Source organism: Streptomyces turgidiscabies Car8 (genome assembly GCF_000331005.1).
Lineage (GTDB): Bacteria > Actinomycetota > Actinomycetes > Streptomycetales > Streptomycetaceae > Streptomyces > Streptomyces turgidiscabies.
Window position 1 is genome coordinate 1 of the sequence record NZ_AEJB01000562.1, and the last position, 6,745, is coordinate 6,745.

General features: G+C 71.1%; 6 protein-coding genes. 4 read left to right on the forward strand and 2 right to left on the reverse strand.

Annotation, left to right across the window (positions count from 1 at the left end; genetic code table 11):
• Window positions 1–25: 25 nt before the first annotated feature.
• Window positions 26–394, reverse strand: coding sequence for a hypothetical protein (locus STRTUCAR8_RS40140; protein ID WP_006382117.1), 369 nt, complete (start codon window positions 392–394; stop codon window positions 26–28).
• A 120-nt stretch (window positions 395–514) separates the two neighbouring features.
• On the reverse strand, window positions 515–1,165 hold the full coding sequence (locus tag STRTUCAR8_RS40145; protein WP_006382114.1) for a hypothetical protein: 651 nt from the start codon (window positions 1,163–1,165) through the stop codon (window positions 515–517).
• 496 nt (window positions 1,166–1,661) lie between these two features.
• On the opposite strand from STRTUCAR8_RS40145, the gene STRTUCAR8_RS40150 reads away from it, so the two are divergent.
• From STRTUCAR8_RS40150 to STRTUCAR8_RS40165, 4 genes are all read left to right on the forward strand, one after another.
• A complete protein-coding gene (locus tag STRTUCAR8_RS40150; protein WP_006382116.1) occupies window positions 1,662–2,414 on the forward strand; it encodes a Crp/Fnr family transcriptional regulator in 753 nt (250 codons plus the stop codon).
• A gap of 128 nt (window positions 2,415–2,542) precedes the next feature.
• Entirely contained in the window at window positions 2,543–3,304 is a 762-nt protein-coding gene (locus STRTUCAR8_RS40155; protein WP_234372485.1) for a nucleotidyl cyclase domain-containing protein, read from the forward strand.
• On the forward strand, window positions 3,301–5,769 hold the full coding sequence (locus tag STRTUCAR8_RS40160) for a hypothetical protein (RefSeq protein ID WP_006382115.1): 2,469 nt from the start codon (window positions 3,301–3,303) through the stop codon (window positions 5,767–5,769). The genes STRTUCAR8_RS40155 and STRTUCAR8_RS40160 overlap by 4 nt, the downstream gene beginning before the upstream one ends.
• Window positions 5,762–6,745, forward strand: a 984-nt coding sequence (locus tag STRTUCAR8_RS40165) for a hypothetical protein (RefSeq protein ID WP_006382119.1), incomplete at its 3' end; no start/stop codon positions are given. The genes STRTUCAR8_RS40160 and STRTUCAR8_RS40165, both read left to right, overlap by 8 nt.

A 6,745-nucleotide genomic window follows, 5' to 3' on the forward strand; every position in this document is an offset into this window, starting at 1 on the left:
CCTTTTCGTCAGGTCCGTCGAGGCTCTAGCCGATCCAGAGCTGGTAGGTACCGCCGTCGTGCTGGCCGTTCGCCGGGACGACACGGGGTTCCCAGCGCCAGCCCGTGCTGGGCTTGCGGTGGTGGAACTCGACCGACCGGCCGGCTGTCCACCAGTAGCCCGCGGCCGTCGTGCAGCCCTTCGGCGGGATCTCCCAGAACTGGGAGCCGACCCAGTCGCCGTGCTGGTTCTCACCGACGAAGTAGAACTTGACCGTCTCGGTCGAACCGCTGCAGACCTTCAGCTGAAGGTACTTGCCGCCGTCCGCGGAAGCCGTCGCGGGCATCGCCAGCGCACCGACCGCAGTGGCCCCGGCGAGAACCGCCATCGTGATTTTCCGCTTGATTCCGTTCATGGAACTGCCACCGTTTCTTTCGCGCGCCGGGCATGCCTTCTCGGGCATGCCCGGCGAAAAGGAGAGGGGAGGGAATTGCGTGGGGAGAATTGCGTGGGAGGGGAATTGCCGGAGCGGAAATCAGCGGCCGCAGTGCTCGTTGCGTTCCTGCTGCGTCATCGGCGCGTCCTTGAAGTTCGCGTAGCCGCCGTTCGACTTTCCGACGTCCCAGCCCGACTCGGTGTAGTTGTAGACGTACCAGTCGAAGTGACCCCAGTGACGGTTCTTGTACTGGATCTCGTACCAGCCGGTGGCCTTGCGCTTCGGGGTACCCCGCTCCACCCAGCCCTTGTAGCCGGCGGGGACGCTGGTCCCGAACTCGACCTTGTCCATGTGGCTGCGTTCCCACGTGCGGTTGTAGCTCGTCTCCAGGCCGACCTCGAAGACCTTCGCGAATCCGGCGGAGGCGGTGATCGTGAGGCCGACGGAGTCGGAGGATCCGACCGTCTCCTCACCGCCGACGGTGAGGGTGTTCGCGTTCGTCGCGCAGTTGTACACGGTCGGTCCGAGGTGGTGGCTCGGGCCGGTGTACTCCTGGAAGCTCTGCGGGTGGAACACGCAGAGGCTGGTGCTGACGTTGCAGGTCTGCAGCAGTTCCTTGGGGGTGGGGTTGTCGGCGGCACTGGCCGACGGAGCCGCGAGCAGAGTGGCGCCGACAGCGATGGCGGCCACCGCCCCGGCGGTACGGGGCAGGCCCTTCTTGGACACGAAGCTGCGAGGTGAGAATGCCATGGCCCATTTCCTTCCGGAGAGCTGATGCCTGTGGGGGGAGTTCCACCGGCTGAGCCCATTCCACAGGCGGGGCCGGGCCGGTTGATCAATGCGCGATCAGAAGGCGGCCCAGAGTTTCCTGGGGGGTTCATCAGAGTCGGATCAGAAGAAGGGGGGATACCTCGTCGCGAGGCGTGGCCACTTGATTTTCGGCCAACCCGACCGGATCCGACCGGTCTCATATGCGGGGGCGAACAGATATCCGAGTGCCGCGTCTGGCCTGAGCGTCCTCTGTGGCCGGCGGGGACGGGGCGGCCCGCCGGAAAGGCGTCAACGGGAAGACCAGGGGCCGGAGTTCAGGGCCTCCGGGGTCATTCACGTGCCCGTTCGGTGATTAGCAGGGATTACCGGGCGGTACCCCCAATATGGCGGAAACCGCTCAACTCAGGGCTTCGCTCTGTCACCATCGACGCCATCGCAAAACCAGGGGTCCGGAACGCGGCGGGGGGGGCGTGCCATGGGACTGCTAGGCAATGAGCTGGCGTTCGCACAGGCGCTGACCGCCCAGGAGCGCGAGGGCGTCATGGCCCTCGGTAACCCGAAGCACTTCGCGGCCGACGCCCATCTCCTCACCGAGGGCGACCGGTCCCAGCATGTCCTGATCGTCGTCAGGGGGTGGGTGACCGTCTCCGTCGCGACGGACCGGGGGGCCACCCGGCTGATACTCGGGCTGCGCGGTCCCGGTGAACTCCTCGGGGAGATGGCCGCGTTGGACCCGCATCCACGCAGCGCCACCGTCCGCGCGCTGGGGCCGACCCAGGCCCAGGTCATAGCGGGGGACGCGTTCCGCAGGTTCCTCGCCGAGCACCCCCGGGTGAGCGGGCTGGTCATACGCCAGCTCACCTTCCGGCTCCGCAGCGCCGACCAGGAGCGGTCCGCGCTCGCCTCTCTCACCGTGCTCCAGCGTCTGGCCGGACGGCTCACCGAACTGTCGGGGTCGGGCGGCGCACCCCGTGGCCCGTACGCCCCGCCGGCTCCACCGGCCCTGTCGGCTCCGGCGGCCCGGCCCGGTTCCTCGGTGGTCCAGCTGGCCCAGGACGAGCTGGCCGCGAGCATAGGAGCCACCCGGGAAGCCGTCGCCAAGAGCCTGCGGCTGCTGCGTACCCAGCGGATCGTGCGGACCGGCAACCGGGTCGTGGAGATCCTCGACCCCGACCTGCTCGCCCTGCTCGCCGACGGCCACACGGACACGGAGGCGCAACAGGCGTAAATCCCCAGAACCTCCGCCCCGTCGTGTGTAAACGGCTACAGACGCCCCTCGCCCCGGGGCCGACTCTGGAGGGGCGACCGAACAACGATCGAACGCACCATAGGGGGCACGGGGTGGACGGCGACGCCATGGAACTCACCGAAGCGCGCTACGAGTTGGTGATCAGCGTCGACGCCCGGCGTTCCGGGCAGTACGACGACATCGACAAACCAAGGATGCGGGCCCGGATATACCGGGTGGTGGAGACGGCGTTCACGCACGCCAAGGTGGCGCGGGACGCCGTACACATGGAGGACCGCGGGGACGGCGTACTGCTGTCGGTGTCGGCGGGGATCCCGGTGTCCCGGCTGCTGGGGCTGTGGCTGGTCGAGCTGCACGAGAACCTGCGTGACGAGAACCGGTCGCTGCGGGTGCCGCTGGGCCTGCGGATCGGTATGCACGTGGGTCCGGTCCGGCACGACGGGCGCGGGATCAGCGGACGCGCCGTCGACCTGGCCTGCCGCCTCGCCGACTCCGCCGTGGCCCGGGAGTTGCTCGACGCCGAGGGCGCCGACCTGGTCCTGGTGACCTCCGGCTGCCTGTACGAGGACGTGGTGAGCGGCGGCGGCAAGTACATCGAGCCCGAGCGCTACGTCTCGGCCCGCCTCCCCCTCAAGGAGGGCGAGACCACCGCCTGGTTCCATCTGCCGGGCAGAGCGGCGCCCCGGCTGCCCGTCGCCGCCCCCGCCCCGCCCGAGCCCGCACCTCGCCCCGACGAGCCGAGCGGGGTCCCGCCGCACGTCGGCAGCCCGGACGCCGGGACCACCTACAACGCCCGGCGCGACATCCAGGTGCACCGCGACAACACCTACCGGGACGTGCACTTCGAATCGAAGGGCGGGGGCGAGTGAGCGACGACCAGCAGTCGGACGACGCCCCCGAAACCCCCGACCAGCACCGGCCCGAGGGCAGGACCGACGACCGGGAGGGCGCCGAGGAGACGGACAGGAAGCAGGACGGCGAACGGGACGACAAGGAGGACGAACGGGCCCTCGCCGCCGAGCAGTTCAAGGCGTACACCCGCGCCCCCTTCGCCGAGGAGCAGGGCGAGGACGGCCCCACCGACCTCGCCTCCGCCTCCCGTACACGCCGCGCCACCCGGACGCTCTTCGAGTCCGGCCGCGACCTCACCAGCGTCGACCGCTCGTTCTTCAACAGCGCCCACTTCGGCGACATCGTCCTGGGCACCGACGCCCGGCTGCACGGCCCCGCCTTGCGCAGCGGCCCCGTACCCGCCGACGAGTTGCGCACCCTGCGCCGCGCGCACGTGGTCCCCGAGGGCTACGTAGGACTGCGCAACGCGTTGCGCGCCCGCCGTCTGCTGGTGCTCGGCGCCGCCCCCGGCACCGGCCGTACGAGTACGGCGCTCTCCCTGCTCGCGGAGGTCACCGCCGACGCCCCCGAGGCCACGGGCAGCGAGGCCGCCGCCGGTTCGCCGGTGCGCCGGGTCGACCCGGACGGCGTACGGCAACTGGCGGGCAAGCTGGGCGACGACGACTTCCCGGGCCGGACCGGCTACCTCCTGGAACTGCTCCTCACCCGGCCCGGCGCGCTGCCCCCGGACGAGCTGGACCTCGACGAACTGGCCACCGCCCTGGCCCGGTTCGAGGCCTTCGCGGTGCTCGTCGTCACCGTCGGCTCGGCGGCCGGCCCGCTGCTCGCCGGGCGCTACGGCATGCTCTGCCCACCCGCGCCCACCCAGGAACTCCTCACCACCCGCCTCCGGGAACGGCTGGAGAGCCATGTCACCGACGCTCCCGAGGACACCGTCGGACTGGAGGAACTGCTCGCCCGTGCCGAGGAGTTGGCGCGGAGCGAGGAGGTGGTGGACGCGGTCGGGCTGAAGGACCTGCGGCCCGCCGAGGCCGAGCTTCTCGCCTCGCTGCTGGCCGGCCGGCTGCTCGGTGATCTGTCGCAGGCGGAACTGCTGACCGGGTGCCGCCGGCTCGCCGCCGACCAGGCCCAGGAGTGGTTCGCCGGTGTGGACCGCGCGCTCACCGCACCGGCGGGAAAGGGCGCCGAGGACGGGGCGCGAACCCCGCGACGGCCGGGCACCGCAGCCCTGTTCCACCCCGTGGCGTTCCGGATCGCGCTCGCCGTCCTCGGCGGGGCCTCGCACAGCGCGGTGTCCTCCGCCGCACATCTGCTGACCTGGGAACTGTCCGTCCAGTGCGACCCCGACCACACGCCCGCCCGGCCCCTGTTCTGCGACGACCCGGAGGCCGATGTCGCCCTGTCCCGGGCCGAACTCACCGACGGCGAGGTCGAGGTGGCCGGGGCCGGGGTGGCGGCTCGGCTGATCTGGTACCGGGGCGGCGCCCTGCCGTCGGCGGTCCTGACCGAGTTGTGGGAGCGGCACTTCCCGGTGCGGGCGCCGGTCGTGCGCTGGCTGCGGCTACTGGCGGACGACCAGCGGCCCCAGGTGTGGGTGCGCGCGGCGGTCGCCGCCGGGGAACTGTGCGTACGGGACTTCGACCACGGGTTCGCCGAACTGGTCAGGCCGCTCGCCGAGGGCAGCGCCCACCGCAGGCTGTTCGCGGCCACGATGCTGGACCAGGCCGCCGGTCACGCCTCGCACCGCAAGGCCGTACGGAAACTGGTCGAGGACTGGAGCCGGTCCGGGACGTGGAGCCTGCGCTCGACGGCGGCGGCGGCGCTGGGCTACGGCAACTGCGCGGACTCGGCCGGCGACGCGCTGGACGCGCTGGCCCGGATCGGGGTCCGCGAAGACGGGGGGCAGTCGCTGCGGGCCGCCGCCGCGTTCAACGTCGTACGGCTGCTGGCGCTGCCGGACAGCGAGCAGGCCGTGACGGTACTGGGACGGATGGGCGACTGGATCGCGCACAAGCGCGACGGCTACCAGACGCTCGGCCTCGCGGCCACCGTCTGGCTCGCCTCGACCAGGGTCGACAAGCTGCTGATCGACGAGCCGGCACCCTCGCTCGGGGAGCGCGGCGACTGGCCCCTGGCACTCGCCCTGGCCGCCGACCGGCCCGAACTCGCCCTGCCGATAGCCGACTTGATGTGGACGGCACTGAACACGGCCCGTTCCAAGGACGTGGCCACGGACGCGCTGGAGAGCATGCTGCGCACTGCCGTACGCAAGGACGGCACGGAGTGGACGCGGCCCGGGCTGGCGGCGCTGCTGCCCGCGCTGGCCGCCGAGGAGACCGACCGGCGGCGGCTGGACTGGCTGCTGCGCCGAATGATGAACGATCCGGACGACCCGTTCCCCGACACCCTGGCGCGCTCCCTGTGGTGGCTCGCCGTCGGACGGCGGAGCCGGAGCGGCCAGGAGGAGAGAAGCCATGGCTGAGAACGACGAGGGACCGGCGGGCCCGTTCCTGACCGAGTACGCGCCGAACGGTGTCCAGCCGCAGGTGAGCGCCCAGAAGGCGCTGGTGCTGTTCTACCGGAACGGCGGCCACAGCGTGGTCACCGTGACCGGGACCCGGCATGTGGACAAACGGGCGCTGGCACGGCCGTACAACATCTGCGAGATCGCGCTCGGCACCTATCAGACGACGCTGGAGATGGAGCTGCCTGCGGCCGGGGGCACCAGTTTCTTCAAGGCCGAGGTGGACATCCACTGGACGGTGGACGACCCGCATCTGGCCGCCGTGCAGGTCGTCACGGACATCGCGAAACGGCTCACCGCACCCGTTCTGGAGCGGCTGCGTGAGGTCACCTCGACCTACCGGGTGCACGAGGCCGAGCAGGCCAACCGGGCCATCACCCGGGAGTGCACGGGCGGACGCTGGGGTGAACTGGGGGTCGAACTCGGCCTGAAGGTACGGCTGTACGTCCGGTTGCGCGTCGACGACCGGGCCATCGAGTACATGAACGGCATGCGGGACGCGCACGCCTCGGCCGAGCTGACGCGGGTGCACCAGGCACGGTTCAGATCCATGCTGCAGGGCGGGCAGCTGGAGCAGCTCAGCTACATGCTGGCGGCCCAGCCGACGGAGGCGAAGGACTTCCTGGAGAAGATCCGGCAGGAGGGCCGGCAGGACGAGAAGGAGCGCGTCGACCGGCTGTTCGACATGGTGGAGAGCGGTCAGATCCAGTCCAACGACCTGGAGACACAGGCCCTCCACCTCCTCAACCAGGGGCGGCTGGGCGGGATCACCGGACCGATCGGCTCACTTCCCGCCCGCCGCGACGGACGCACCGGTACACCCACTCCCGAGCTGGAGCCGTCCGACGCCGAACCGTTCACCCCTGACTGGGTGGCGGACCGCCCGCCCGTCCGCCCCGGGCGCCAGGACCCCTACGAGCCGCCGCACCGCACA

Coding starts and splice junctions, on each gene's coding strand:
- STRTUCAR8_RS40145 (WP_006382114.1), bottom strand. CDS start 1,165: ATGGCATTCTCACCTCGCAGCTTCGTGTCCAAGAAGGGCCTGCCCCGT.
- STRTUCAR8_RS40150 (WP_006382116.1), top strand. CDS start 1,662: ATGGGACTGCTAGGCAATGAGCTGGCGTTCGCACAGGCGCTGACCGCC.
- STRTUCAR8_RS40140 (WP_006382117.1), bottom strand. CDS start 394: ATGAACGGAATCAAGCGGAAAATCACGATGGCGGTTCTCGCCGGGGCC.
- STRTUCAR8_RS40155 (WP_234372485.1), top strand. CDS start 2,543: ATGGAACTCACCGAAGCGCGCTACGAGTTGGTGATCAGCGTCGACGCC.